The organism is Flavobacterium amniphilum, assembly GCF_023634845.1.
Lineage (GTDB): Bacteria > Bacteroidota > Bacteroidia > Flavobacteriales > Flavobacteriaceae > Flavobacterium > Flavobacterium amniphilum.
The window spans coordinates 232,387-258,860 of the sequence record NZ_JAMLJL010000002.1 but is presented as its reverse complement, the minus strand read 5'-3'; the positions used below and the strand labels follow the sequence as shown (position 1 = coordinate 258,860).

Sequence of the window (26,474 nt, the reverse complement as noted above, 5' to 3'; positions counted from 1 at the left end):
TTATTCAGGAATGCTTTAAAATTCAAATACCATGAAACTAATCAGTATTATCTTCTTCTTGTGTTGTACTACTCATTCTCCGGATGATAAAGTGTATATTTGTTTTTCAAAAGGAGCTACCCGATACCATTACAAGGAGTATTGCAGAGGTTTAAGTTCCTGTAAGCATGTGATTAAAAAAGTAACAGTAGAAGAAGCCCGTCAATTTGGTTTGACACTCTGCCACTGGGAAGATTAAAGAGATACAAAAGAATGTCCCGTTTTTATACCTACTTAGTAATAATTTTATTGTTTCTGAATTCAGTGACAGCCCAAATAAAATTATGTTCCTGGAATATTGAAAATATTGGAAAATCAAAATCCGATCAGGACATCGAATTTATGGCGACTACGTTAAAAGATTTCGATGTTGTGGCTTTGCAGGAAGTGGTGGCTGGATATGGAGGTGCCCAAGCTGTGGCGAAATTAGCTGAAGCACTTAACCGTAAAGGTTCAAAATGGGATTATGTTGTGAGTAACCCCACAACAGGAAGCTCTTATAAAACAGAGCGGTACGCTTTTTTATGGAAGACCAGTTTGCTTAAACTTAAAGGCGCTCCGTGGCTGGAAAAGAAATACCAGACATTAATTGACAGAGAACCATTTTATGCGACATTTAAATCAGGAACTAAGGAATTTACACTGGCTAATTTTCATGCCATTACCAAAAGTAAACAGCCGGAGACAGAGATTAAATACTTTAAAAACCTTCCATCATTATATCCTGATCTGAACCTTTTATTTGTAGGCGATTTTAATTGTCCGCAGTCGCATTCAGTGTTTACACCTTTAAAAAGTATGGGGTATACATCAGCATTCCGTAATCAAAAGACTTCACTGAAAAAAACTTGTCAAAATGATAATTGTCTGGCTTCCGAGTTTGATAATATTTGGTATAAGGCACAAAAAACCAATTTAATCAATAAACAGGCAATACATTTTTATAAAAAGTTCCAAACCTTGGAAGAGGCACGTAAAATATCGGACCATATCCCTATAAGTATAGTGTTCTCATTGAATTAATCTATTTTTCAGTAGACTCCTCATCTGCATAAATCGCTGCCGCTCCGGTAATGATTTTCTTGATCCGTTTCCTGAAATAGTTGGGTTTTATTACTTCTAAACTGGCACCGAAACCAAGCAATAAGCGTTCAAATTCATAATTGATGATAAGAAATACATTAATAATGATGCTTCCGTCTTCATTGGTTTGTATCAACCGTTGGGAACTGTGAAAGGGTTTTGTGAGTACATAAGGAGCATTGTTTGCATCAATTTTAATTTCGATACGATCCGGTCTTAGCCCTTCATTAACCGTAACACCAATTACATTTTTATAATATTCTTCCGGATTGAAATCTTCCTCCAGATACGGAATACTGAAATCATAATCGATTGAAACAATACGGTCCAAAGCTAAATTTGATATAGGTTGGCTTCCTTTTTTCTTCCCAATGACAAACCAACGGTTATTGTATTCCTTCAAAATGAAAGGATGAAAAGTAAATACCTGTTCCTGTTTGGATTTGAAAGATTTATACGTAATAACCAATGCCACTTTCTTGATAATGGCCTGATAAATCTCATCTGAAAAATGCAATCCTTTGAGTTTATCGTTTTTATCCAGATGGATAACCGGCTGGGTATGGGATTTCTCGGCATATACCTTATCTTCCAACCGTTGAAGTATATCGGAAACATCGCTGAAAAGAGAGAAATCCTTAAACTGCTTCAGCATTGAAACCGTTTCGGTTAAAACATTGATATCAGTTTCGGTCAAGGGAATATCGGTAATTGAAAAATCTTCTTCATCATACTTATAAAACTTCTTGTCATACACCACAATAGGAGCATTGTATCCCAGTTTTTCACTGCGCATCATTTGGATATCCAATTGGACAGTACGCTTGCTTACCGGAGATTCTTTTCCTTCATATTCGTACAATGCATCGGAACAGGCTTCGATTAAATCCTCTAATGTCCAGGTACGGTAATGGTTTTGAAGACATTTATCTATTGTCTTGTAACGGATGAGTGCGTTTTTATTTTGAGCCACGGGTTAGAGTTATGAGTTTGTTGTTTATTGTTTATGGAATGCTGAGAACTAATTACTTAAGTAATTCAATTTCGGATAAAATATTCTCACGGGCTTTCGTTTCATATAGTTCCCTGAATGTATTGGTTTGGTAAATGAATTCGTTTTCCAGAAAGTGTTCCATTGCTTTCCGGCGTCCGGGTTTGTAAAGAATATCGGGATAGATACTGTATTCTTTCCTGATTTGGTTTACATAGATATAATAATCATCCCATTCTTTGGCTAAAATCCTCAAGTCAAAATCAATCAGCCACTTTTGGTCATTGTTTTCATTGCCGTGGTGGTCTTTGGTAGCCATGATTAAGTTGAATATCCGCTCTGTGTTTACTGTGTTAGAGTTGGCAGGTAAAATTTGGACAGCAAATTCTGCACTTTTCAATTCGTTATCCTTCCGGGTGCTTTTGTATACATAATCATGATAGAAAATAGCGTAGAGTACTTCATCCGGAAAAGTCAATTGGTCAAAATAGAGTTGAAAAGCGGCAATCATTTCTTCCAAATGCGTCAGATTGTGGTACTTTCTTGACTTCTGTGAATAGGCTTTCACGAGTTGGTTCCATCTGATTTCGATAGTTTCTTCCGGAAAACCAATTTTGAGCAGTAATTCGGAAAATAATTTCTGTAGGTCCATGCCGGTAATTTTACCAAATGTAGCAATACTTTTTATCCTGCGCAACAGAATTGCATATTTGAGAAAATTGCATCCATGAAGCTTTGGTTGTCAGAAAAATAGAAGTTCTGATGCTTTTAGAAACAAAAGTCAGTGTAAGATTTTTATTATTATTTTTGGAAGCCTTTAGCTGAAATTACTGAATGACATATTAAATTTCTTAAAGCCCCAACCACTATGAAATTAAACTACTTTTTGTCTTTTCTTTTTCTATTTGTTTTTTTTGATATATCTGCACAGGATTTTATAAACTTCACTACCGAAGAAGGCCTTCCCAGTAATGAAGTATATGATGTGTTCCAGGATAAAAACGGTTCTGTCTGGTTTGCCACTGACAGAGGTTTGTGCCAATACAACGGATATGAGTTTAAAAAGTATGCACCCAAAGACGGTTTAACCGATATTACCATTTTTGATTTCTTTCCGCAGCAAAACGGGCAGGTGTGGTGCAGTACATTTAATAAGAAGATATTTTATTTTGAAAACGGTACCAACCGCTTTGTCCCTTTTAAGTATAACCATGTTATAGATGCTTATATTAAAAAGTATTCGCAGTCAACTTTATACATAAAGAGACTGATTGTATCCAATAACGGCACAGTTTATTTTTGTAACGGCGGCGCCATGTTTTTTTCCATTGATGCAAAAGGAAAGCTTACCGAGCATGCTTACCCGTATGGAAAGCATAATAAAAGAAATGATGATGTTTTTTATAACAACTCAAAATACCTGCACACTGTTAAAATTGGTTCAAATGAAGGAATTGTTTATTGCTCAAATGTAAAATCAGATTTCATACGCCCGAAATATACCGGAGTGCAGCGGCAATTGGTAGCATTGCAATCAGACAGTAAGCTTATGATTGCCGACAGTATGGTTCATGTTTACCACCGGAATAAGCCAACATTGGTTGTACCAATCGGGAGAACGGTACCGGTTGCCGGAGGCAGTATTGGCAGTACCGGTTTTTGGGTGGGTTACCGGAATAACGGATTGAAGTTTTATGATTTGAATGGAAAATGCACCGCTTCGTATTTACCGCATGCAACGGTTTCCAATTTTATAAAAGACTGTTATGGGGGTTTATGGATAAGTACCACTGATTATGGAGTCTATTATCTGCCGCCAAATAAAATCAGAAAGTATGTTATTCAGAATAATGTGATTCAGTCGCTTACGAAGGATGATAAGAATAATCTGTTTATCGGTACTTATAACGGAGATGTTTATAAGAAAGAACCGGTAAAACCCATTGCCATGCTCCGGAAGGCAGAAGTCAATTTTCCTGCTTTTGTTGAGTTTTACCAAAAAGATAAAATTATGGTTTCCTGTAACGGAAGCGAAATGTACTTTAATGATAAGCTGTATAGCCGGACTTATACACAGGTGACCAAGATTTCTGATGATAGCCCAAATGAGCTCAGCATGTCGATGTACGGTTTGTATGCCGTATGGAAGGATAACAAAAGAGTGGCCGATACGATGAACTTCAGAATTCATGATATTTCCCGGATTGGCAATAAAACGTATTTCGGAACCATTGACGGTTTGAAAATTTCGGAGAACAGGAGAGTGTTTCCAACAAAAAAAGCATTACTGAAATACCGAATAGATGATTTGGATTATTCGTATACCAATAAAGTATTGTATGCAGCGACATTAGGTAAAGGTGTCGTTGTTTATGATTTGGTTACTGGCCTGACTTATGCCATTGACAAGAGCAAGGGATTGTCTGATGATATTGTAACCGAGGTTTATATTGAAGATTCCAAAACGATTTGGGCCTGTACTAATTATGGTTTGAATAGGATCCGTTTTACCGGCCCGTCAACCTATGAAGTTGATTACATCACCACGGCAAACGGATTGATCAGCAATCAGATCAAGGATGTGGAAATAATTAAGGATAGCATTTATATTGGTACATCAAAAGGTTTATGTTCATTATCGAAGCGGCAATTTGCAGAAATGCAACTTCAAAAGCATTATTTTTTACGGCTGAAAGAGTTGAAAGTAAACAATAAGCTTTATGCAATCGGAAATGAAAAGAAATTATCGTTGGGATATGATGAAAACCAGCTTGATTTTGGTGTGGAAGCAGTTTCATTTACCGGTAACGGAAAAATTGAATACCGTTACAAACTGGAAGGTTTGGATAAAAGTTGGAGAAATACCAAAGAACGCAAACTATCGTATTCTTACATTCCTCCCGGTGATTACAAGCTTTTGGTAAAAGTAATGGACGACGGCAGAAGTTTTTCCAATGAAAGCATTGTCATTCCGGTGCATATCAGCAAGCCTTTTTGGAAAACTTTCTGGTTTATTGGGTTGATGCTGGCTTTATTGGGAGTTGTTATTTATTTTTTCTTTAAAATCAGGGTATTGACGTATAACGAAGACATCGTAAGGGAATTACTCCGTCTCTTATTGAAGAAAATCAAAATGAAAGACAATTACTTTTCATTTAAAGAATCGGGAAAAGAAATCCGTATCAAGACTTCCGATATTTTATTTGTGCAATCTTCCGGGAATTATGTTGATATCGTGACCCAATTAAAAACCTATACGGTGCGGGGTAAAATAGGGGATTTTGTCTCCCAGGTTCAGGATCCGCTTGAATTTCTGAGAATACACCGTTCCTTCATTATCCGTATTGATAAAATTGAACAGAAAAGTAAAAAAGCGGTTTACATATTGCATCATGAAATCCCGGTTGGCGAAACGTATCTTCCGGAATTGGATAAAATTCTATTTTGATACCATTCATCTGATATGATTTTGACCGAATTCTGAATAGGATATTTCCTGTAGGCTAAATACTACAGATTTAAATCGTCCCAAAAAGAATCTGATTCATCCCAGCTTTAAAAATATGTAAGTAAATAAATACGAAATTCATCACTATTATATAGGGTATTCGTCACAAATGGCTGTTTTTATGGTTGTTGACGGAAATGTTGAAAATACATTTGCAGCATAAACTTTAAAACTTTTAACCATGAAAAAAAGAGCATTACTCTTCTGTATGTTTCTATTATTTGCCAGTCCCAAACTACTTGCGGCAATTACGGTAACATTACAATCAACAGTAACAACCAGTACCACTTACCCTGGGTATTATGATGTGAAACTGAGCCTGACCGGTTTTGACAATTCATTATGCGGAGCGGGTTATTACACCTTCAGTGTAGAAAGAAAGCAATTATATCCAGTTGCACAAACTACTTGGAGCCAGATGACACTTTCACCAAGTTTCCCTGCCGATACAACACCGGACGGGGTTTATTCAGGAAGTGGCTACACTCAATTGCTTGCGGGAACACGATTTGCTTACCGTGTTAAAGTAACCTATTCAGGAAATGGTTGCGCTACAGTTACAAGTTATACACCACAAGTGACTTGTGAAGGCGCAAAACCGGATTTCAGATTGGGTATGGGGCAAATTAATCCGCCAACAAATGGTGATCCACAAACTTTATGTATTTCAGATTTATTTATCAATATGAAGTATTGTGAATTGGAACCGGCCTATTTTCTTGAAATCACCGAATGCAACAGATGGTGGTCAACGAGCGGTAATTACAGTGTTTATAAATGGTACTCAGGAACAGCACCTGATCAAAACAAGAATCTTCAGGATTTTGCCTACGAAAGTGGTGTAACCTGGACTCAAGGACCGGTGCCTTCAAAAGTGTTGCTGGGTGGTAATATCACGGCAGGAGCATTGGCAGGACAGGAGCGATACTATAGAATTACTGTGGCAACAAGCAGTCCAACCTGGATGACAAGAGGAGCACTTCTGAGAGTTGATCAGGGATGCCGTGTAACAGTGGTTGAAGTAAAAGACGAAGCAGAAATGGCTCAATTGGCCGAAACGGAGAAATTATATCCAAACCCGGTAAAAGATAATCTGAATGTGAGTCTGAAAAGCGATCAGTTAATCAAAAAGATTTCCTTATTTGATATCAACAACAGTCTGGTGAACGAGAAAGAATATGATGGTAGCAGTAATAATGTAGCTGTTGACATGAACGGACTGAAAAAAGGGATGTACGTTGTTGTTATTGAAACGGCTACAGGAGTTGTTAAAAATAAAATAGTGAAGGAGTAGTAGGTTTGTTCTTTTAATGCTATTGTAAAAGCGTTCCATTTGTTTGGGACGCTTTTTTTATTCCATTTATTGTAATTAGTACTAGTGGCCTATTCTATAAAAAGACTATTATACATTCGCTGAAAAAAATAGGTAAGCTGTGAACAGCAGGCAAAATAAAAACCAATAGTTGAATTTATTGGGTCTTTGGGTTAATGCCTTAATTGTCATAACAACCAGGAAAAGCAGGACAATTCCTTCTGTCAACATAACATTGGCATATAGATTAGGAGTCTCATAATACCACGGATTATCATTGACCGGTCCCCAGGCATACTGGTTACTTTCATTATTGATTTTTATATTCCACCATTCATATAAGAGAGTGAAAGAGATAAAACCACAAAAATAGATTGGAACCCAAAGGAAGATATTCTTTTTTGTATACATATTTTATAGCTGTGAATTATAGCTAATACAATTACTTTTCAATAGGGCGAAGATAATTATTATAAGGAAAGTTCATAAAATTGATTTATTTTTTTAAAAGATTTAAAATCAGGTATTTATACTTTTAAAAAATGTCTTTTTAAAATCTAATTTTATATTGTTGTTGTTGGAATACCTAAAATGCCTTAACAAGCAACAGTAATTAGTCCTAATAGATTATTGGTTTTTTTAAGCTGTGCTATTTTTTCCCCATATGAGAAATTTACACAGCTTTTTTTATTTTGTATTAGCTTAAAGCCTTGTTATATAAGCTATTTCTTATTCTTTAATTATTTTTTTCAGGAACTTTTATTTTCTACGCGGAATAATTGCGTATAAGACAAAGCATCTTTGCCATGTCAAAAGGAACAAATGTTTAATTTAAAAGTATCCAAGATGAAATTTAATTATTTTAACAAAGCAAAAAATGTAGTAACAAACTACGAAGGTGCAAAAGCATATAGTCTTTCTCCTGAAATGGAATTGTATTCAGCTGTGGTAACTTCGGGATTAAATGATGTTACTTATGAAAAGGATTCAGACCGTTTGAAAAGAATCCAGCAATTGATTCAAAAATGTAATCCTGAGTTTATTGCAAAACTGGCGGTGTATGTACGTAATGAAATGTACATGCGTTCGGTGCCGATGGTTTTAACTGTCGAATTGGCTAAAATCAGTTCTGGTAATAATCTGGTGAGTACCATGATGCAAAAGGTAATCCAGCGTGCTGATGAAATAACAGAGTTGCTGGCTTACTACCAAATGGCAAACAAGCGTACCGATACCAAAAAACTGAACCGTTTGTCAAAACAAATACAAAAAGGTCTTGCTGAATCCTTCAACCGTTTTGATGAATACCAGTTTGCGAAATACAACCGTCAGGGTGAAGTGAAATTGCGTGATGCTCTGTTTTTGGTTCATCCTAAAGCAAAAGATGAGGCACAACAGTTGGTTTTCAACAAAATTGCAGCGAATACACTTTCAGTTCCGTATACATGGGAAACCCAGTTGTCTGAAGTTGGTCAGCGTGCTTTTAAGAATCAAGCCGAAAAACAACAAGCATTTAAGGAAATTTGGGAAGCATTGATTGACAGCAACCGTTTGGGTTATATGGCTATGTTGCGTAACCTGCGTAATATTATAGAGGCCGGTGTTTCGTTTGCGCATATGGAAAAAGTCTGCAATTATTTGAGCAATGCCAATGCAGTTGCCAATTCAAAACAATTGCCATTCCGTTTCCTGTCGGCCTACCGTGAAATCAAAGAGTTAAAATCACGCTATACAACTATGGTTCTGGATGCCTTGGAAGATGCGGTAATGTACAGTTCCGAAAATATCAAAGGTTTTGATGCACGTACTTCGGTAGTTATAGCCTGTGATGTTTCGGGTTCGATGCAGCAGCCGGTTTCAAAGAACAGTAAAGTATTGTTGTATGACATCGGTTTGATGTTGGGTATGCTGATGCAGTCCCGTTGTAAAAATGTGATCAGTGGTATGTTTGGTGACCGATGGAAAGTAATCAATATGTCGAAACGTAATGTTTTGGCCAATGTCCAGGAATTTTACCGCCGTGAAGGTGAAGTAGGTTATGCAACCAATGGTTATCTGGTAATCGAAGATTTAATCAAACGAAACGAAATCGTGGATAAAGTCATGTTGTTTACCGATGTTCAGATGTGGAACAGTAACAACACAACACATTCGTTTGAAAATTCCTGGAACCGTTATAAAGCGATGGCACCAAATGCCAAGTTGTATTTGTTCGATTTGGCTGGTTACGGTCAGGTTCCGTTGGATATTAAACAAAATGATGTGTACCTGATTGCAGGTTGGTCAGACAAAGTGTTTGATGTGTTGCATGCATTGGAAGATAAAACTTCGGCATTGCAATATATAAACAGAATTGTTTTGTAAGGGATTAGTGAATAGTAATTAGTGAATAGTAATTAGTGAATAGTAATTAGTGATTAGATATTAATTATAGCCTTTTAGGTATTAATTATAGCCTTTTAGATATTAATTATAATCTTTTAGGTATTAATTATAATCTTTTAGGTATTAATTATAGCCTTTTAGATATTAATTATAATCTTTTAGGTATTAATTATAGCCTTTTAGATATTAATTATAATCTTTTAGATATTAATTATAGCCTTTTAGATATTAATTATAACCTTTTAGATATTAATTATAATCTTTTAGATATTAATTATTATTGATTAGTTATGATTATTAAGTACTAACAGAATTATGTTTTGCAGTCACTAATTACTTTTTATTAAAGAATTAAATCCTGCGTAAAATAATTGCGCAGGGTAAAAATAAATTTGTAGTATAATAAAAACAAGTGCCGTAGATAAGTGTTACTTCGTTTGGGACGATGAGGTCGCGGGTTCGAATCCCGTCTCTTCCACAAAAAAATAAAAATGGGAGAGTAGCTCAGTGGTAGAGCGCATAAAATTTCACTTATTGCTTTTTGCCTTGTTATAATAATCAGGTGCCGTAAAGAAGAGTTACTTCGTTTAAGGACCGTCAATCCTGGTTCGATTCCTGGTGTATCGTCTAATGGTAAGACTACGGAAGAGTCTCTTTTTTAACTTGTTGCCCTGATTAATTTTAAAGAATATGAAAAATTATAAAACAACACGAAAAGGTGCATTCTATTGAGGTATAATTCAATAGAAACATCATGAGAAAATTTAAACGCTTTTATAAAGCACTGGGAAAAAATGAAATCGGAGGGATTAATTTTCCTTCAAAAATGTCTAACATACAAATTTCAAGAATACGCTACGGTGATTTGCAGGGATGCAGCCGGTGTTTTCCACACGGATGGGAAACCACAAATTCAACACTAAGCAACCGCCAGCGTAACTGGAAGAAATTCAGAAACAAACAATGGAAAGAAAAAGAAGAATGTCGTAGTGAAGTGTTACTTCGTCCAATGTAAAGGGGAATCGTAAAATTGGCATGACTGTCCGGTTCGATTCCGGCAACGAGATGCCCCGGTTAAAAATACACTTTACGTTTTTTACTTCTTCAAATATATAAGATGCCGTGCAATGGAGTTACTTCGTACCAAAATTGATAACAAGCTCCACTGAATTATTGCTCTTATACCAAAGAGTGCCGTTTTAAACAGTTACTTCGATCAAAACTTAGCCCAGCTGTTTATCATTATTGCCTCTTTTTAATTTTTTAAAGAAACAATTGTATTGTTCAATTATCGGTTCTTATAATATTTGTTTAATATTGTAAGAACCGTTTTAATTTTAAGCTAATATTTACCGGAAATGAGTTTTATTAAATGTTATGAGTACCTGAAGAAGTCAAATGGCAAAAGACTTTTTGAGTTTGATAATGAGGATATTATCAGAGCCGAAAAAATGCTTAAAATGGAACTCCGGTTGCAGAATGATGCTTTTAACACAAATGATGTAACCTTATTGATTGAAAGACTCAGGAATAAAAGTGCCATCATACAGTTTTTGGATGCGCATGAAGATTTTTACGGAATTGCCGTCGGGAAGATGGATTATCTGAAAAACTATCCTGAACCGGATTATAACATTTATGATTTTGCCGAATTATACCGGGATACCGACTTACTGCTGTCGGATGCCCTGAATCACTTTGTGGCAGAAAAAATAAAGGAAAATGAATTCTTCCAGTTCAATGCAATTTTAAAATTTAGAACAGTATTGCCGAGGTCGGTTCGGGACAGTATGCTCAATAGGGTTGACGGTAAACTGAACCAATTTTACAATGGAATCAATGAAGGAAGCATTCAGGGTAACACACCCGAATTTGATGCTTTAGTAGATTTAGTAATAGATCTTGGAGATCTTGAACTGAATAAAAAAGTGGGACAAATCAGGGAGAAGCAGTGGGAAATCATGAATGTAACGATTGACCATATCAGTAAACCTGGTATTGTTTTTTTCTTCGAAACCATGTTTAAAGGATTCTTTTATTTATTTGACCATCCGACAGACCCCAAGGAAATCCGTGAACGTAACAGGGTATTGAAGGATTTTAAATTTATGGGAACCTTATTGGGGTGTATTATTGCCGTAATATTGATTTTTATTTTTCTTGTGAATGATGGAAAAACAAACAGCACTGAGAAAATGAACAGTACAGTTGTGGAAAGAATGAATGAAACGATAAATGGGAAGATGAATACAAAGCTGAATGAAAGCAGTTCGTTTTACAGAAGTTTATACCAGCCGGTCCAAAAAGAAATTAAGTTTACCGAAGAGTTTAAAGATACGCTACAAACCGGATATAATTTTTTTTCGGGACAGTATGAAACTCCGAAGACAGATAATATAATCAGGATAGAAAATAAAACCGGCTATGATATGGTTGTTTTTTTCGATGTTGATTTCTTTCTTTTATACAGTAAACAAGGAATGAAAACCGAAGCTCCGTTTGCTTATTATATAAAAAGATATAGCAGTTTTACAATGGACAAACGCTTTTTGACGCATTTTTATTTTGGGAAAGAATTAAGCAGGGTTAGTACTGCTCCGGATTTATACCCACAATTTCCGCGTTTTAAAGTTCCGCATGCCAACTCGGCAACAACGGTTCCGCTTCATTTTGAATTCAAACCCATGAAACTGGTTTTCTCTGAAACAGCCAAAGGAATTCAAATTAAATCAGCTGACAAGTTTTTCATGGACGGATTATCTTTTACAGAATATATATTTATGTAAGTGCGTATAATAACTGCGTACACTGTTGGACATCTTTGCAATATAAAATTGATGAAGATGTGACAGATTCTGTTTTCCCTCTTCATAACCAACACTTAAAAACAAAAAAACAACCACGCAAAATAATTGCGCAACGGCATAAGACATTTGTCAAAGAAATTAATTAAGAAGATATGATACTGATTTTGAAGTCCAAAAATCCTTACTTTTTGGATATATTACACAAGAACCCAAATACCGACGAAGGTTTGTACTGCACATCCCTGAAAGACGGCGTGTTAATTGGTAACTGTGTCAGTGCAAATGAATACCACTGTGTGTTTCAGGATACCAAGCACAGTTACATGCCCGAAGAAGGAAATCCAATCGATTACCAGAGTTACTGCAGTCCGCTGCTGGCTTTGAACATCGGTACCGAATTTTTCAACCATTTGTATAAAGAAAATACACAATTGAATGCGACCGTAATTTCCTGGCTGGATAAAACCTATGCTGATGTGGATACTGTTCCTGCAACAATTGAAGTACCCACATTCTTTCTGGATTCCGGATGGTATAAGAACGGAAACTTCTTGTTGTCAAAGTATATCGACGGAATCACACTGACTCCCAAAAGAGGAAATAATTATACACTGTTTGTAGAAGGGAATTCGGTACGGGAAGCGTTTCAAAAGTTTTCACTGGTGGCTTTGTTCTGCCATTTTACCAATAAATATTCGGTGCATACCTTCATAGATGATTATTTCATCCAGAAACACGTAACGAATCTGACGAACATCAAAAACGTACCGTATTTTGTGTACTATCTGTTTATTAAAAGGCTGATGCGTTCACCCAAACAGTTTGAACAGTTCAAGCCCCAACTGGAAGCGTACTTCGATAATAGAATACAGTTTTTGTTCACCGATACGCACCAGTCACGTAAGGAATTCATCTGTGATAAAATCAGTCATGACGAACCGGTGCTGGATTTTGGCTGCGGGGAAATGCAGTACTTCAGATCCCTGATGAAAAAAGGCTACCGGAATGATTACTGGGCATATGACGAAGTTGATTATGAAGCAACGGCCAATAAGATCATGGAAATCGAGCGTGTGGATAACCTGAACTGGGTTTCGGATGTGGACAGCCTGAAAGGATTTAGCGGACAGGTGATTTTGAGTGAAGTAATCGAGCATAATACATTGGAAGAAGCTAAAAAACTATTGGTTTGGATCAAAGAGAATGTATCGTTCACACAATTGTTCATTACAACACCCAATTCCGATTTCAACGTGAACTATGAAATGACCGAAGAATTTCGCCATGACGACCATGATTTTGAATTCAATAGGGAAGAGTTTGTCACTTTTGTCGGCGAAATTTTCCCTAACCGGATGGAATATTCGGGAATCGGGGATTGTGTCAACGGAGTTCATCCAACGAGTGCCATGATTGTTTATGCCAATTAAAAAGAGAAAGAAATGTTAGAGCTAAGAGTAAAAAACCGGATTGAATGGTTTTGTAAAAATAAAGTCAATGAATTTTCACCTACGATTTCACCGGCTCCGAAATATCTGCCGGACAATGAAATTGAAAGTATCCGTCAGGCCGTGAACTATTTCCTGAGCCGTGGCGAAACCGAATTGGTTGTCCAAAAGAAATACATGGGGTCCTATTGTACCATTTACCTGAAAAACAAATTGGAGGAAACCTATTTTGTTTCGAGAAACGGTTACCGGATAGAACATATCGATACCGAAGCTGCCCAAAAAAGTATCGTTGGTCTCCATCAGAAAATGCTGGAAATGCATCCCGGTTTCGATGCCATGATCATCGCTTCGGAAATGCTTCCCTGGAAAATTATGGGAGGCAATCTGATCGAAAAGGAATATTGTGCTTATTATGAAGCGTTGGACACCCACAATGCTTATTTGCAGAATAGTGATTTGTATGCGAAAATCAGCAGAGTGAAACAAAAAGCAGATTATACAGCTTATGTGGATGATAAAAAGAATCTTTCCGGTAAAGAATTCAAATCGAAACACAAATCCCATATCGTCAGACAATATGAAGCATTGGGACAATTCAAGTTGTATGATTTGGAAACACAGGCGAAGTCACTGGATATTTTCAGGGAACAGATTGAAATTTTCGGTGGGGAAGGGGAAATCCATTTCAAGCCGTTCAACATCCTGAAGATCGTTTATGATTCAGGTAAAGAAGTGATTCCAAATTCTAATTTAACCTATGCTTCCGTTAATGATGATGCTTTTTTGCATTTGCGATTCACTCCTGAAAATGAAGAAGATGAGGTAAATAAAATCAAAGCTTTCATGGAAATGCTTACCGCGCAAAACGAGGAAGGGATCATGATTAAAACCGTGAAAAGTTATGTGAAAGGTTTGCCGCCTTGTTTCAAAATCAGGAACAACAAATACCTGACGATGATTTACGGTGTTAATTTTGATACGAATTTTGAGCATTATCTGGACAAACGGAATATCAAAAAGAAACTGGAGCAATCCATCAATGACTGGGAAATCAACCGTCAGATGCTGGAAATTCCCTATAAAAATTTAAATGAAGAAAATTATCTAATGAAACTCTTACTTTTGAAGCGGATTAATAATGAAGAGATAGAGAAGAAATTGGATCCAAGATTATAATAAGAAAAATGAAAAAGACACCCAAACTGACAATATTGATAGGTTGCCCGGCTTCGGGGAAAAGTACATATGCCGAATGGATCGTAAAATCGGAACCGAAAACATTCCGTATCAGCCGTGATGAAATCCGTTTTTCACAATTTCAGGAAGCGATGGAGCCTGAGGCAGAAAAAATGATTTCGAAAATGGTATACGAACAAGTGAAGGCTTTGCTTTCCAGTGGATGGAACGTCGTATTGGACAGTTGTAATACAAAAAAGGAATACATCAAAAATAATATCGGTGAGTATCAGGAACTGGCGGATATAGAATTCAAACTGTTCGATCTGCCATTGGAAGAATTGTACGAACGTAATGCCAAACGTGACCGTAATGTCCCGAAGAAGGTGATTGATGCGATGTACCACCAATTGCAGAGTCTGAAGAATAATTTCGATTTCCAGCCGGTGAAAAGAATCAGAAGAAAAGATCTTGAATATGCCGAGCAGGATGCACAATTGCCGAAGGCTTTGATTTGTGATCTTGACGGAACGCTGGCTTTAATGAACGGACGAAATCCTTTTGATGCGGCCAACTGCGATAAGGATTTACTGAACGAACCCGTGGCGAATGTTTTGAAAAATTACAAAGATCTCGGGTTTGCCATTATTTTACTGTCGGGACGTGAAGAGAAACACCGTGAACCAACGCTGCGTTTCCTGGAACAGTACAACATCGGATATGACGCATTGCTGATGCGTGCTACCGGTGACAGCCGAAAAGACAGCATTATCAAAAGGGAAATCTTCGACGCGGAAATTGGCGGAAAATACCAGATCGAATTCATTCTCGATGACCGTAACCAAGTGGTGGATATGTGGCGTAACGATTTAAAACTGCCTTGTTTTCAGGTGTATTATGGGAATTTTTAATAAAGGATTTATCGTGAAAAATATTATTTACCTGATTTTGATCAGCGGATTTAGTATTGGTGCCAAATTCTATAATGGTAAAAAACCAAACGGTGATTTTCCTTTTCATCTGCAAAGCAATGCACCCGAATGCGGACCAACCTGCCTGCAGATGATTTTTGAATATTACGGCAAAAAGATTCCGAGGGATTCTATCAATACGGTTGCAAAACTGGATAAAGCGGAAGGGACAAATCTGTTTGATTTAAGTGAAGCCGCCGAGCATTTCGGATTCAGGACTCTTGGGGTTAAACTGAAAATCAAAGAATTGAGGGAAGCACCGTTGCCGGCAATGTTGCATTGGAATGATAATCATTTTGTTGTGCTCTATGCTATCGAAGGAAATACATTTTATGTCGCCGACCCGGCTGTCGGACTCGTGAAACACGATGAGAAAACAATTCGTAAGGAATGGTGTGAAACCGGACAGTTTAAACCGTATGGTGTCGCTTTGTTACTTGAAGCCAAAAAATAACTGCGAAAAATAATTGCGCAGGCACATTTCAATTTTGTCTTCTAAATGAAACAAAATGAATGCAATACCATATCCTTATTATTTTTATGGTTCATCTGATTCTACGGATAAAGATGTGATTATTGTTATTCCGAAAGAGGAAATGCCTTCCACACAGGAAGAACGCAAAAGGTTTGTCCTGAGTTTGCAGCAAACTTATAACTTCGACTGGAATGCAACACTGGCGGTTATTGAAGAAGGTATAATGGTGGATACGATTTACACCAAATCATGGATCGATTCCCTGAACAATGCTTTGTTCCAAACGTATCATTTGCATGAACAATTATTTCCGTTGCCAATTGACCGGTTGCAAAAAAGAAACAAAACACTTTCGGTTTATAAAGCGGTGAGAACAGTGCTCACTTTCCTGACGCGGACGGATTACCGGAAAGAAATCAAACCGGTTTTAAAAGGGATTCATGATTTTAACGATAAGATCACTGTGATCCGGAAAATTGATTTCATGCTTCTGGATCATTTCAACCAAAAAAATGCAAATGACAGTGATATCTGGAAAATAATTGCTTTTTATGTGGTCCAGAATATGGCTTTGATACGTGATGGAATTGAAATTTATACCAAAACCGATGCGGTGGCTTATTGGCCTGAAATGCATCCGTTTATTTACCGGGAAGCTATTGGTGATGTTGATAAACAAAACATTCAAAAACGGATTGCTGAATGGTTGGCTGTAATTGAAAAATTAGGTTCCTACCGTTCTGAAAACGGAAAATTGTATTGCAATAATGAAGTAATCGATATGCTGAATGAAAAATACTAACGTAACATACCTTTTTTTTGGTTCGGCCGATTCAGTTGATTATGATGTGGTGTTCCTGATTGATGCGATGCCGGAAACCATTCTGGAAAAACTGACGCTCAGCAATTCCTTAAAAGAACAACTGGCGGAAGAATACCAGGATAAAGTAATCAATGCGAACCTTGCGGTTTGTTCCAACGGATGCATTGTTAGCGTGTATAAAGGAACGGCCGATGAATTGAATAATTCGGTGCTGGCCACGTATGATCTTCATCATCAGGATTTCGGGAATGAAATTACAAAGACATTGAAAAGGGACGTACATCTGAAATTGATCCGTTCGCTTCGCATGTTGCTGTCTTTTGTTTCCAAAACCGAATTCCGTACCGTCGTGAAAGCAGCTCTGAAAGGAGATGTCCATTTGAAAGTTAAAACACTGGCTGAAATTAATTTACTGCAACTGAATGATTTCGGAAAAGGAACCGATGCAACCGGTTTAAAAAAGATGATGGCGTTCCAATTAGGACAAACTTTAGCTTTGGCATCCGGAACCGAATTGTACACCAAAAAAGAAATCATGGCATTTTTTCCGGAGCTGAAACCGTTTCTGTTGCGTGAACCAGAAACCAACATGGAAGTGATTCAAACGTATGTGAACCAATTGGTTGCAGTACTGAAAGAAGAAATTCCGAAAATGAAAAATACTGAAGAGTATGCCTATCAAAGTGACCGCGTAAATTAATTGCGCAGGTTCTTTGGAACATTTGCATACCATTAATTACGATCATGAATACACAATTATTACAGGAAATGATAGCACAGAATTATATCAGGGTGAACAAACATCCTGATTATGATCTGTACATCTACAACTATACACAGGATGCCCAGTTTGACCGTTTATGGAACGACATCACGATTACCTGCCGTGGTTTGATCCTTGACAGTGAAATGAATGTGGTGGCACGTCCGTTTCCGAAATTTTTCAATCTGGGCGAAAAACCGGAATTGGAAATTCCCGATACTTCTTTTGAAGTTTATGACAAAATGGACGGTTCACTCGGCATTTTATACTGGGCCAACGGAACACCGTTTATGGCAAGCCGTGGTTCTTTTACGAGCGAACAGGCATTGAAAGCGACCGAAATGCTGCATGGTCAGTACAAAGACTGTTGGGAGAAGATCGACCAGTCGAGAACCTACCTGTTTGAAATCATTTACCCTGAGAATAGGATCGTAGTTGATTATGGCGCTACTTCGGCTTTGGTATTACTGGCGGTAATCGATACGCAAACCGGGAACGAATTTGCATTGGAAGATATCGGATTCCCATTGGTTGAAAAATACGACGGAATCAAAGACATTCAGTTGCTGAAAAATCTGGAAACTGAAAACAAGGAAGGGTTTGTGATCCGTTTTGCGAACAATTTCCGTCTGAAGGTAAAGTTTGAAGAGTATATGCGTCTGCACCGTATCATCACACAGGTGTCCAGTGTGGATATCTGGGAGAAACTGAAAAACAATGAGCCCTTATCGGAAATTCTGGAACTGGTTCCCGATGAGTTTTTCAATTGGGTGAAAGGCATTCAGGCAAAATTGGAATCCGATTTCAAAACCATTGAAGACCAATGTAAAAAAGATTTCAAAGTATTGGAAACGAGAAAAGAAACCGCTTTTTATTTTCTGACGTGTAAGCATTCGGCAGTGCTCTTCCTGATGCTCGACAATAAAAGCTACGACCACGAAATCTGGAAGCGTATCAGACCGGAATTCGGAAAGCCTTTTTTTTGTGAGTGACTAGTAATTAGTAATTAGTGATTAGTAATTAGTGATTAGTAATTAGTGATTAGTGATTAGTGATTAGTGAAGAGTCCTTAGTCCTTAGTGAATAGTAATTTGTCTAACAATCTGATGATCGGAAAATCTAATAATCAAAAAAAATGAACACTATAATACCAAATAATTTTGAAGAGTTTTTATACTGGGTAAAAGAAACCACTGAAAAAAGATGGGCCAATCTTTCCGAAAGTAAAAAAGACGGAAACTGGTGGAGCCAAAAGCATGATCTTTTTGAAGGAGCCAAATGGGTTGATCCGCTTTCTGATGAAGAAGTAAATGCTTTGGAAATCAAATGGGGAATTAAATTTCCGGATGATTTTAAAAGTTTTTTAAAAATACTCCACAGAGTGGACAAATGCGATTTCTTTGAAGAGGAAGATTTCGAAACAAATGAAATTACATTAAGAGAAAATCATTTATTTCATAATTGGCGCGATGAAGAATTGATCAAAGAGCGTTTTGCCAATCCTTTGGAACATCTTAAGTTTGATGTTTTCTCAAGTATCCAGCCAAGTTGGCTGAAGGCATGGGGAACAAGACCCGAAACAGAAGCAGAATGTATTGCCGTCATGGAAAAATGGATGGAAAAGGCAAGCATCCTGATTCCGGTCAATTCACACCGGTACCTCATTTCGGAACCCACCCAAAAATGCAATCATGTTATATCCATGTATGGATTTGATACCCTATTGTATAGTTTAAATTTAAGAGAGCATTTAATTAATGAATTGCGTTGGGATCTGGGATTAGACGAAAGGGAGTATGATGATGAGGATGCAGATGAAAAACCGGCTCCGTTTGCAGTTGCCAAGGCGATTAAAGCGATTAAAAAAAGCAATGAAGATTCAGACTGTACCGAAGATGAAAGCGAAGAAACCGAAGAAACCGAAACCGAAGAAGCAATTTTGGCGAGAGAAGCTGAGCTGGACAAATGGTATGAAGAAAGAAGAAAAGCCTATATTCCCATTCCGTATTGGGAAGACGTAATTTTATCCACCAGTTCGGGATGGAGTACAATAGGGTTGAAGTTTCCTTACGAAAAATATAATTCCGTAGTACAACCCGTTCTAAGAGTTGATGACACTGCTGATTAAAGACAGTGGTTAAGGTACTAAGTGTCTAAAAATCCAAAAATCTTTGCAGTCTAATAATCTAAATAGTCTAAGAAGTCCAAGTAGTCTAACAATCTAAAAATCTAAATATGTACATAGATATAGGAATAAATTTAATAAACAGGCAGTTCGAGCATGACGCAGACGACATCATTCAGGATGCCTTGGAAGAAGAAGTATCGCAGATGATACTGACCGGAACGAGTGTGCGCAACAGTCAGCTGTCGGCGCAACTCGCCAAACAATACCCGGGTGTATTGTACAGCACAGCGGGAATCCATCCGCATGATGCTAAAAGTTTTAACGGTGAAAGCATTCCGGCTTTAAAGAAATTGCTCGAGCAAAAGCATGTAGTGTCAGTAGGTGAGTGCGGACTCGATTTTGACCGCGATTTTTCCCCGCGTCCCGTGCAGGAAAAATGTTATGCCGCCCAATTGGAATTGGCCGTCGCCGTACAAAAGCCGTTGTTTTTGCATGAGCGTGCGGCCTTTGACCGTTTTGTGGGCGTGACCAAAGAGTATTTACCGAAGCTGCCTTTGGGCGTCGTGCATTGTTTTACCGGTTCGCTCGCCGAAGCCAAAGCGTATCTCGACATGGGATTTTATCTCGGCTTTACCGGATCGATCAGTGATGTGAAACGTTTTGCCCATCTGAAAGAAGTCGTGAACTATGTTCCGCTGGATAAAATCATGATTGAAACCGATGCACCGTTCATGTTACCGAAGAACGTACCGGCCGGCCAACTGAAGAAATACCACGAGCGACGCAACGAACCGGCTTTCCTTCCGTATGTCGCGGGAAGCATCGCACAGTTCAAAGGAATTTCTTTGGATAAAGTAGCGAAAGCCACGACGGAGAATGCGGAACGGTTTTTTAAGTTGTAGAGTTCTTAGTGATTAGTGATTAGTGACTAGTAATTAGTGATTAGTGATTAGTAATTAGAGTCTAAGAAGTCTAAAAAAAGTGTGATAAAAAAAATCATTCCGAAAAAATTATCACACTTTTGTGATAAAAAATCTGTGATAAAAAAATTTATCACAAAAAATTTATCACAAACAGGTTTTACTTCCGTATTAGTATCTAAGAAGTCTAAGAAGGATAGCAATCTTGCTTTAAGCCTATTGTTTTATATTTGTATGATTCAAAATAACAGTCAATGAACATTTTATACGGAGTACCGGGTGAGGGTATGGGTCATGCCACCAGAAGCAAAGTCATCATCGATTTTTTACTGGCACAAAACCATGATGTCCAAGTGGTTTCAAGCTCCAGAGCGTATCAATTTTTAAATAAAAACTTTCCCAAGCGGGTACATGAAATCGAAGGGATGCATTTTGCGTTCAAAGACTCTAAAGTATCTAAAACAGGAACAGTTTTGTTGAATGTGAGAAACGCCTCTAAGCTGCTCTTTCAAAATTTTGCCGAGTATCTGGAATTGAAGAAAAATTTCAAACCCGATTTAGTGATCAGCGATTTTGAAACCTTTACCACTTTATTTGCCAAAAAGCACGATTTGCCTTTAATCAGCATAGACAATATGCAAGTCATCAACCGGTGCAAACTGGATATTTCCATTCCTGCTTCCGAAAAGAATAATTTCAGTATCTCAAAATCTATTGTTAAAGTAAAAGTGCCTAAAGCGGATCATTATTTTATCAGTAGCTTTTTTGACGCAACAGTTCTTAAAGCGGACACGATTTTAGTTCCGCCTATTGTAAGGGAAGCTATTATAAATGCCCAACCCCAGGCAGGCCATCATATTTTGATGTACCAAAGTTCGAGCAATATCAATAAAGTAACCGAAGTTTTACATCAAATCCCTGAAGTTACTTTTTATGTCTATGGCTTTAACAAAGACCTGGTCAATAAAAATATCATTTTCAAAACCTTTAGCGAGGAAGGATTTGTATCAGACTTAGCCTCAGCCAAAGCCGTAATTGCCAATGGCGGTTTTTCTTTTATATCGGAAGCTGTTTATTTAAAAAAGCCCGTGTATTCCTTTCCGTTACAAGATCAGTTTGAGCAATTTGTAAATGCTGCCTATATTGAAAAACTGGGATTCGGAAGACACTTTGAGCAACTGTCAACGGATAATCTAAAAGCTTTTTTGTTTGACATCTCTAAGTTTAACCACAATCTGGCGTCTTATTCCCAAAAAGGGAATACGGTTTTATTTGAAAAACTGAAAAATTATTTAGAGACTTTATGATTTCAGATGATCTGAATTTATTTGTAATTAGTGACTAGTAACTAGTAATTAGTGACTAGTCCTTAGTCCATAGTCTAAGAATCTAAGAAGTCTAAGAAGTCTAACAATCTAAGCAAGTCTAAAAAAAAAATCCCAAGGTTAATTCTTTGGGATTTTTTGTTTTTCAGGACAATAAAAAAGAGTATTCACAGTTCGGGTATTGTACAGGAATACCATGCCTGTGTAACTTAACCCAAATCTATAATATGAGAAAACTTACATTTTTATTTTTGTTGTTTTTTTCGTTGTCCGTTTTTTCCCAAGGCGGAACATTGGACACGAGCTTTAACACTTCCGACACCGGTTTCGGAAACGGAGGAACTTCGAATAATGTGATTTATTCAAGCGTTACACAACCCGACGGAAAAATAATCGTTTGTGGAAATTTCACTACCTACATGGGAATTTCCCGAAACAGGATCGCCAGATTGAATGCTGATCTGTCATTGGATACTACTTTCAATCCCGGTACGGCTGCGAACAATTCAATCCAGGCCATTGCTTTGAAGTCAGACGGAAAGATTCTTATCGGGGGAAATTTTACTTCATTCAACGGAACTGCCGTGAACCGGATTGCCTGTCTGAATGCTGACGGAACAATTGACGCTTCTTTCAATGTGGGATCAGGTGCCAATAATACGGTGAATGCTTTCGCTTTACAATCTGACGGGAAAATTATTGCCGGCGGTAATTTTACAACTTATAAAGGGGTAACACAAAACAGGGTAATACGTTTGAATACGGATGGTTCGGCAGACAGCAGTTTTAATGTGGGTGCCGGGGCAGACGCTAACATTGGTACCCTAAAAATACAAACCAACGGAAAAGTTATCCTGGCCGGCAGTTTCAGTACTTTTAATGGTATTGCGAATGGCAGGATCATACGGTTGAATGCTGACGGAAGTCCGGACGCAGGGTTTGTTACCGGTTCCGGATTTGATACGGCCGTAAACAGTGTTGCTTTGCAGGCCGACGGTAAAATTTTAGTTGGTGGTCTTTTTTCATCCTATAACGGAACGGCTTTGAACAGAATGGTGCGTCTGGAAAGTAACGGTGCCATTGACAATGGTTTTAATTTTACTGCAGTTGCCTTCAGCTCAGCTACTGAAGGAGTCCAAAATATAGCGGTGCTTACGGACGGAAAAATATTGGTTGCGAACCGTGATCAGGCCGCGCAGGATGTGCAAACCGGCGTATTCCGTTTAAATACCAACGGTGCCGTGGATAATTCCTTTACGACAGGGTATGCTCCCCTGAGTATTTTTTATTCAGTGGTACCACAGGTGGACGGCAGTATTATCGTTACCGGAACTTTCACTAATTATAATAAAAAAGGAAGAGCTTACCTGGTCCGTTTAAATGCAAACGGAAACCCGAGAACTCCCTATAATCTTGGAACGGGTGCTGCCGGCACTATTGGTGTCATTAAGTCCCAGCCAGACAATAAAGTAGTTATCGGGGGTAATTTTGTAGGTTACAACGGGGTTTTATCCTACAGATTGGCGCGTTTAAACCAAGACGGTACACTGGATACAGGATTCACTACCGGAGAAGGGGCTGATGACTCTGTTCTTGACCTGGCATTACAGCCGGACAATAAAATTATAGTGGCAGGCGCCTTTAAGAAATTTCAGAATACGGTGAAAAATTATATCGTGCGCGTTAATCCCGACGGATCATTGGATACCGGTTTCGTTTCAGGTTTTGATGCCAATGGAGGAAAGATCAATGCCATTCAGCTTTTATCCGACGGAAAAATTATTGCTGTCGGTAATTTTGCTTCTTATACCGGATTTTCAAGAAAAGGAATTATCCGTTTAAATGCCAATGGTACTATCGATACAGGATTTCATCCGGGAACAGGTATCGATACGAATATTTCTTCCATTTATTCGGTAGCAGTACAACCAGACGGAAAGATTATCATCGGCGGTGATTTTACTTCATACAATGGAGTTACCAGAAACAATATTGCGCGTTTGAATGCTGACGGATCTTTGGACACCACTTTCAATCCGGCAACCGGAGGCAATGATTCGGTTGATGCAATCAATATCTTACCGAACGGGAAAATAATCATTGCAGGTAATCTTACCCAATATAATACTATTACGGTAAACGGATTGGCACGTATCAATGCTGACGGCTCTTTGGACAACAGTTTTGTAATGGGGACGGGTTTTAACGTTCCGCTTATTTATGATGTTAAAGTGGAAGCAGACGGCAAGTTATTGATTGGCGGTTCTTTTTCAAATTATAACGGTACCAGTGTCAATAACCTGGTGCGTTTAAACCCGGACGGTTCGGTTAACAATAGTTACAGTAATGTGAGCGGGGCAAACGGAACTATTAACGCTATTGAATTCCTGTCTGACAATAAAATATTGATAGGAGGATCTTTTACCGCTTATGATAACATTGGGAAGAACCGTATTGCACGTTTGAATTACGATACGCTTTCAAATAATCCGTTCACGGAAAAAGAATTTGCTGTATTTCCAAACCCGGCTAAAGATTTTGTAATGATCTCATCAGATGATGTAATTGACAGCATCGAAGTGTACGCTGTCAACGGCCAGAAAGTGATCAGCAGCTCGAATCTGAACAGTTCCCTTTATCAGTTAAATACTTCGGGATTGAACCAAGGTATTTACGTAGGATATATCACTTCCGGACAGGAAAAGAAAACGGTTAAAATTATCAAGGGTTAGTCCTTAGTCCTTAGTAATTAGTAATTAGTGATTAGTGATTAGTGATTAGTGATTAGTCCATAGTCTAAGAATCTAAGAAGTCTAAAAAAAAATCCTCAAGTTATCTTGGGGATTTTTTTTCAGTGTTACAGGGTTGCAAAGTATCTAAGAAGTCTAATAATTCAACATTCCAACAATCTAACAATCTGATTTAATGTTGTTTCCGATAAAATATTTAGCTAATTAATAATTTTAATCTTACTTTTAGATTCAAATCTAACCCTTTAAACTTAACACATGAAAAAAACAGTACAGGTAGTGGTCACTATATTTCTTATCCTGTCGAATACTTTCTCGTATTCACAAAAATCAAATAAAACCATTGGTTCTGCCGGGACATTAACAGAGTATGACAGCTACAAGAAAGCTTCAAATCCTTGTACATTTAACGGAGTAGAAATTACTTCAACAGGGAGTTATCCAGATCACGCCTATATTCCCCCAACAGTTGCCAACGGTTGTTTTAGTATGGCATTTGATGGTGATCAACCCTGGACAGGCCACAGTGCAACCGGCTTTATCACGTATACGTTTAGTGAGCCTGTTATAAATGCAACCATAGGTTATGCTGTTGTAAACTCTCAGGATGTCGGGCAAATCACTATAGATGGCGCTTCTCCCGTGTATTTGTCGAATCCATGCGGTGTCAATATTATCGGGCCGGATAGAATACAAGGTAATTTTCCAAATAATGCAGACAATAGTGATATTACCATAACCGTTTCTTCAGCCACACCTTTCACAACAATAACGTTAACCAATATTTCGGCTGACTCCGGTTGGGTAAGCGGTAATCTGTGCCGTTTTGGTTTTACCTTGCCAGATCCTGAAATTATTGCCGATCCAAAATATGCCTATTATAATTGTTATTCACAATTCCCCACATTAATTCCAAGTGTGTTTACTAATTTAGGTGGCTCAGGTAATCCGGTGACCATAAATGGTGTACAGGCGAACGCGAGTAATGCAACAATAGCTGTTCAGTCTTTGCCAAGCTTTCTTACCTTTAATGCCGATGGTACCATTACTGTCGCATCAAATGCACCAGCCTTCATAGAAGAAGAATTATACATTAAGATTTGTACGTTAGGCGGAAACACCTGCACTCCAATCATCAATTACCATATTACAAGAAATAATACCTGTAGAACTGCAGCTGAAACTGCCATAAGAATACAACCCAACCCAAGCAAAGATACTTTTGTGGTGAATTTTGGAGAAGTCAAAAATGAAATCCAAATCGAAGTATATGATTTTTATGGCAAGCTGTATTTAAAAACCCAGGCAACCAAGTTGGATACTTATCCCATCAATGCCGGGAATTACCCGAAAGGAACCTATGTTTTGAAGATTGTTGATGAGAAGGGTGTTGTGACTAAGAAGCTTGTTCGGGAGTGATTAGTGACTAGTAATTAGTAATTAGAGTCTAAGCAAGTCTAAATAAAGTGTGATAAAATTTCTGTGATAAAAAAAATCATCACGAAAAATTTATCACACTTTTGTGATAAAAAATCTGTGATAAAAAAAATTATCACAAAAAATTTAT

The 26,474-nt window shown here is 37.7% G+C and carries 22 protein-coding genes and 1 tRNA gene; 20 read left to right on the top strand and 3 right to left on the bottom strand.

Annotated features, from left to right (window positions below; genetic code table 11):
• Positions 1–31 precede the first annotated feature (31 nt).
• Together NAT51_RS03040 and NAT51_RS03035 are read left to right on the top strand one after the other, a co-directional pair.
• Entirely contained in the window at positions 32–238 is a 207-nt protein-coding gene (locus NAT51_RS03040; protein ID WP_250595001.1) for a hypothetical protein, read from the top strand.
• Positions 239–252: 14 nt separating this feature from the next.
• Positions 253–1,062 (top strand): endonuclease/exonuclease/phosphatase family protein, encoded by an 810-nt coding sequence (locus NAT51_RS03035; RefSeq protein ID WP_250594999.1) that lies wholly within the window; start codon positions 253–255, stop codon positions 1,060–1,062.
• A 1-nt stretch (position 1,063) separates the two neighbouring features.
• Here NAT51_RS03035 and NAT51_RS03030 read toward each other — a convergent pair whose 3' ends face one another.
• Together NAT51_RS03030 and NAT51_RS03025 are read right to left on the bottom strand one after the other, a co-directional pair.
• Positions 1,064–2,095, bottom strand: a complete 1,032-nt coding sequence (locus NAT51_RS03030; RefSeq protein WP_250594997.1) for a helix-turn-helix transcriptional regulator — start codon at positions 2,093–2,095, stop codon at positions 1,064–1,066.
• 52 nt (positions 2,096–2,147) lie between these two features.
• Positions 2,148–2,765, bottom strand: coding sequence for an HD domain-containing protein (locus NAT51_RS03025; protein ID WP_250594995.1), 618 nt, complete (start codon positions 2,763–2,765; stop codon positions 2,148–2,150).
• 216 nt (positions 2,766–2,981) lie between these two features.
• On the opposite strand from NAT51_RS03025, the gene NAT51_RS03020 reads away from it, so the two are divergent.
• Together NAT51_RS03020 and NAT51_RS03015 are read left to right on the top strand one after the other, a co-directional pair.
• Complete coding sequence (locus NAT51_RS03020) at positions 2,982–5,561, top strand: ligand-binding sensor domain-containing protein (protein ID WP_250594992.1); 2,580 nt, start codon at positions 2,982–2,984, stop codon at positions 5,559–5,561.
• Positions 5,562–5,802: 241 nt separating this feature from the next.
• The gene (locus NAT51_RS03015) at positions 5,803–6,915 is read left to right on the top strand and encodes a T9SS type A sorting domain-containing protein (RefSeq protein WP_250594990.1); all 1,113 of its coding nucleotides are present in this window, start codon (positions 5,803–5,805) and stop codon (positions 6,913–6,915) included.
• A 108-nt stretch (positions 6,916–7,023) separates the two neighbouring features.
• Here the strand turns inward: NAT51_RS03015 and NAT51_RS03010 are convergent, their stop codons facing one another.
• Positions 7,024–7,344 (bottom strand): hypothetical protein, encoded by a 321-nt coding sequence (locus NAT51_RS03010; protein ID WP_250594988.1) that lies wholly within the window; start codon positions 7,342–7,344, stop codon positions 7,024–7,026.
• 435 nt (positions 7,345–7,779) lie between these two features.
• Between NAT51_RS03010 and NAT51_RS03005 the strand changes: the two genes are divergently transcribed.
• From NAT51_RS03005 to NAT51_RS02930, 16 genes are all read left to right on the top strand, one after another.
• Entirely contained in the window at positions 7,780–9,297 is a 1,518-nt protein-coding gene (locus NAT51_RS03005) for a TROVE domain-containing protein (protein WP_250594986.1), read from the top strand.
• Between the two features lie 440 nt (positions 9,298–9,737).
• A tRNA-Ser gene (locus NAT51_RS03000) sits at positions 9,738–9,796 on the top strand.
• 276 nt (positions 9,797–10,072) lie between these two features.
• Positions 10,073–10,333 (top strand): phosphate ABC transporter substrate-binding protein, encoded by a 261-nt coding sequence (locus NAT51_RS02995; protein WP_250594984.1) that lies wholly within the window; start codon positions 10,073–10,075, stop codon positions 10,331–10,333.
• A 343-nt stretch (positions 10,334–10,676) separates the two neighbouring features.
• Positions 10,677–12,104, top strand: a complete 1,428-nt coding sequence (locus tag NAT51_RS02990) for a hypothetical protein (RefSeq protein ID WP_250594983.1) — start codon at positions 10,677–10,679, stop codon at positions 12,102–12,104.
• Between the two features lie 173 nt (positions 12,105–12,277).
• Entirely contained in the window at positions 12,278–13,555 is a 1,278-nt protein-coding gene (locus NAT51_RS02985; protein WP_394799679.1) for a methyltransferase domain-containing protein, read from the top strand.
• A gap of 12 nt (positions 13,556–13,567) precedes the next feature.
• Complete coding sequence (locus tag NAT51_RS02980) at positions 13,568–14,752, top strand: hypothetical protein (RefSeq protein WP_250594981.1); 1,185 nt, start codon at positions 13,568–13,570, stop codon at positions 14,750–14,752.
• An 8-nt stretch (positions 14,753–14,760) separates the two neighbouring features.
• Positions 14,761–15,663, top strand: coding sequence for a phosphatase domain-containing protein (locus NAT51_RS02975; protein ID WP_250594980.1), 903 nt, complete (start codon positions 14,761–14,763; stop codon positions 15,661–15,663).
• 13 nt (positions 15,664–15,676) lie between these two features.
• The gene (locus NAT51_RS02970; protein WP_250594979.1) at positions 15,677–16,177 is read left to right on the top strand and encodes a cysteine peptidase family C39 domain-containing protein; all 501 of its coding nucleotides are present in this window, start codon (positions 15,677–15,679) and stop codon (positions 16,175–16,177) included.
• 55 nt (positions 16,178–16,232) lie between these two features.
• On the top strand, positions 16,233–17,000 hold the full coding sequence (locus NAT51_RS02965) for a hypothetical protein (RefSeq protein ID WP_250594978.1): 768 nt from the start codon (positions 16,233–16,235) through the stop codon (positions 16,998–17,000).
• Positions 16,987–17,721: a hypothetical protein gene (locus NAT51_RS02960; protein ID WP_250594977.1), complete on the top strand. Its 735-nt coding sequence runs from the start codon at positions 16,987–16,989 to the stop codon at positions 17,719–17,721. The genes NAT51_RS02965 and NAT51_RS02960 overlap by 14 nt, the downstream gene beginning before the upstream one ends.
• 44 nt (positions 17,722–17,765) lie before the next feature.
• On the top strand, positions 17,766–18,776 hold the full coding sequence (locus NAT51_RS02955; protein WP_250594976.1) for a T4 RnlA family RNA ligase: 1,011 nt from the start codon (positions 17,766–17,768) through the stop codon (positions 18,774–18,776).
• 143 nt (positions 18,777–18,919) lie between these two features.
• Entirely contained in the window at positions 18,920–19,912 is a 993-nt protein-coding gene (locus NAT51_RS02950) for an SMI1/KNR4 family protein (protein WP_250594974.1), read from the top strand.
• A 107-nt stretch (positions 19,913–20,019) separates the two neighbouring features.
• Positions 20,020–20,814, top strand: a complete 795-nt coding sequence (locus tag NAT51_RS02945) for a TatD family hydrolase (protein WP_250594972.1) — start codon at positions 20,020–20,022, stop codon at positions 20,812–20,814.
• Positions 20,815–21,086: 272 nt separating this feature from the next.
• Entirely contained in the window at positions 21,087–22,139 is a 1,053-nt protein-coding gene (locus tag NAT51_RS02940) for an MJ1255/VC2487 family glycosyltransferase (protein WP_250594970.1), read from the top strand.
• Between the two features lie 245 nt (positions 22,140–22,384).
• Positions 22,385–24,889 (top strand): T9SS type A sorting domain-containing protein, encoded by a 2,505-nt coding sequence (locus tag NAT51_RS02935; RefSeq protein WP_250594968.1) that lies wholly within the window; start codon positions 22,385–22,387, stop codon positions 24,887–24,889.
• 276 nt (positions 24,890–25,165) lie between these two features.
• Positions 25,166–26,326, top strand: coding sequence for a T9SS type A sorting domain-containing protein (locus NAT51_RS02930; RefSeq protein WP_250594966.1), 1,161 nt, complete (start codon positions 25,166–25,168; stop codon positions 26,324–26,326).
• Positions 26,327–26,474 lie beyond the last annotated feature (148 nt).

What these genes read in the sequence shown, in the direction of transcription:
- NAT51_RS03040 (WP_250595001.1), top strand. Translation starts at nt 32, where the DNA reads ATGAAACTAATCAGTATTATCTTCTTCTTGTGTTGTACTACTCATTCT.
- NAT51_RS03035 (WP_250594999.1), top strand. Translation starts at nt 253, where the DNA reads ATGTCCCGTTTTTATACCTACTTAGTAATAATTTTATTGTTTCTGAAT.
- NAT51_RS03025 (WP_250594995.1), bottom strand. Translation starts at nt 2,765, where the DNA reads ATGGACCTACAGAAATTATTTTCCGAATTACTGCTCAAAATTGGTTTT.
- NAT51_RS03020 (WP_250594992.1), top strand. Translation starts at nt 2,982, where the DNA reads ATGAAATTAAACTACTTTTTGTCTTTTCTTTTTCTATTTGTTTTTTTT.
- NAT51_RS03015 (WP_250594990.1), top strand. Translation starts at nt 5,803, where the DNA reads ATGAAAAAAAGAGCATTACTCTTCTGTATGTTTCTATTATTTGCCAGT.
- NAT51_RS03010 (WP_250594988.1), bottom strand. Translation starts at nt 7,344, where the DNA reads ATGTATACAAAAAAGAATATCTTCCTTTGGGTTCCAATCTATTTTTGT.
- NAT51_RS03005 (WP_250594986.1), top strand. Translation starts at nt 7,780, where the DNA reads ATGAAATTTAATTATTTTAACAAAGCAAAAAATGTAGTAACAAACTAC.
- NAT51_RS02995 (WP_250594984.1), top strand. Translation starts at nt 10,073, where the DNA reads ATGAGAAAATTTAAACGCTTTTATAAAGCACTGGGAAAAAATGAAATC.
- NAT51_RS02990 (WP_250594983.1), top strand. Translation starts at nt 10,677, where the DNA reads ATGAGTTTTATTAAATGTTATGAGTACCTGAAGAAGTCAAATGGCAAA.
- NAT51_RS02985 (WP_394799679.1), top strand. Translation starts at nt 12,278, where the DNA reads ATGATACTGATTTTGAAGTCCAAAAATCCTTACTTTTTGGATATATTA.
- NAT51_RS02980 (WP_250594981.1), top strand. Translation starts at nt 13,568, where the DNA reads ATGTTAGAGCTAAGAGTAAAAAACCGGATTGAATGGTTTTGTAAAAAT.
- NAT51_RS02975 (WP_250594980.1), top strand. Translation starts at nt 14,761, where the DNA reads ATGAAAAAGACACCCAAACTGACAATATTGATAGGTTGCCCGGCTTCG.
- NAT51_RS02965 (WP_250594978.1), top strand. Translation starts at nt 16,233, where the DNA reads ATGAATGCAATACCATATCCTTATTATTTTTATGGTTCATCTGATTCT.
- NAT51_RS02960 (WP_250594977.1), top strand. Translation starts at nt 16,987, where the DNA reads ATGAAAAATACTAACGTAACATACCTTTTTTTTGGTTCGGCCGATTCA.
- NAT51_RS02955 (WP_250594976.1), top strand. Translation starts at nt 17,766, where the DNA reads ATGAATACACAATTATTACAGGAAATGATAGCACAGAATTATATCAGG.
- NAT51_RS02950 (WP_250594974.1), top strand. Translation starts at nt 18,920, where the DNA reads ATGAACACTATAATACCAAATAATTTTGAAGAGTTTTTATACTGGGTA.
- NAT51_RS02945 (WP_250594972.1), top strand. Translation starts at nt 20,020, where the DNA reads ATGTACATAGATATAGGAATAAATTTAATAAACAGGCAGTTCGAGCAT.
- NAT51_RS02940 (WP_250594970.1), top strand. Translation starts at nt 21,087, where the DNA reads ATGAACATTTTATACGGAGTACCGGGTGAGGGTATGGGTCATGCCACC.
- NAT51_RS02935 (WP_250594968.1), top strand. Translation starts at nt 22,385, where the DNA reads ATGAGAAAACTTACATTTTTATTTTTGTTGTTTTTTTCGTTGTCCGTT.
- NAT51_RS02930 (WP_250594966.1), top strand. Translation starts at nt 25,166, where the DNA reads ATGAAAAAAACAGTACAGGTAGTGGTCACTATATTTCTTATCCTGTCG.